Here is a 501-nt window from a genome sequence, read left to right on the forward strand (position 1 = left end):
AATTCTTTACACAAAGTGTAAAGTTTACTTACACATTTCATTTCCTATTCAAATCAACCATGCATATTCAAATACAATGCAGGTGATCACTATTTACAACAAAATGAATCTATTCAAAATGTTTCCAAAATTTTCTCAACCGGTCGCCTCCGATTTACGTCCATTCGTTCAATCCTCCTGGAGGAACCGGATTGGTCTCCTCCGCTGGCGGCGCGGTCTCGGAACCACTGGGACGGCCAACTGGGCCTGTAATGCCATCAATAACACTAATGAACACGACGGTTCAACAATGTATAAAGAAAACTTGTAAAAGCACATGTTAGTACATTACTAATTTCATTCAATATATTTAGTGAACAGTTCTAATTCTAGACAAGTCTAGATAATTCCTACAATGACAATGGTTGAGTACAATAAATCATACAATAGACATGTACAAGATGGCAACTACCATAGCTTTCATTTCAATTCATTTCATTTCATGTCATTTGCCATCTTCCC

Annotated in this window: 1 protein-coding gene; it reads left to right on the forward strand. The window is 37.1% G+C overall.

Annotation, left to right across the window (positions count from 1 at the left end; genetic code table 11):
* Positions 1–310 (forward strand): hypothetical protein (locus tag EYQ95_RS26700; protein WP_207916750.1); only part of this gene is annotated, 310 nt, incomplete at its 5' end.
* Between the last annotated feature and the right edge of the window lie 191 nt (positions 311–501).

The sequence above is a fragment of the Lysobacter sp. N42 genome (genome assembly GCF_004344885.1).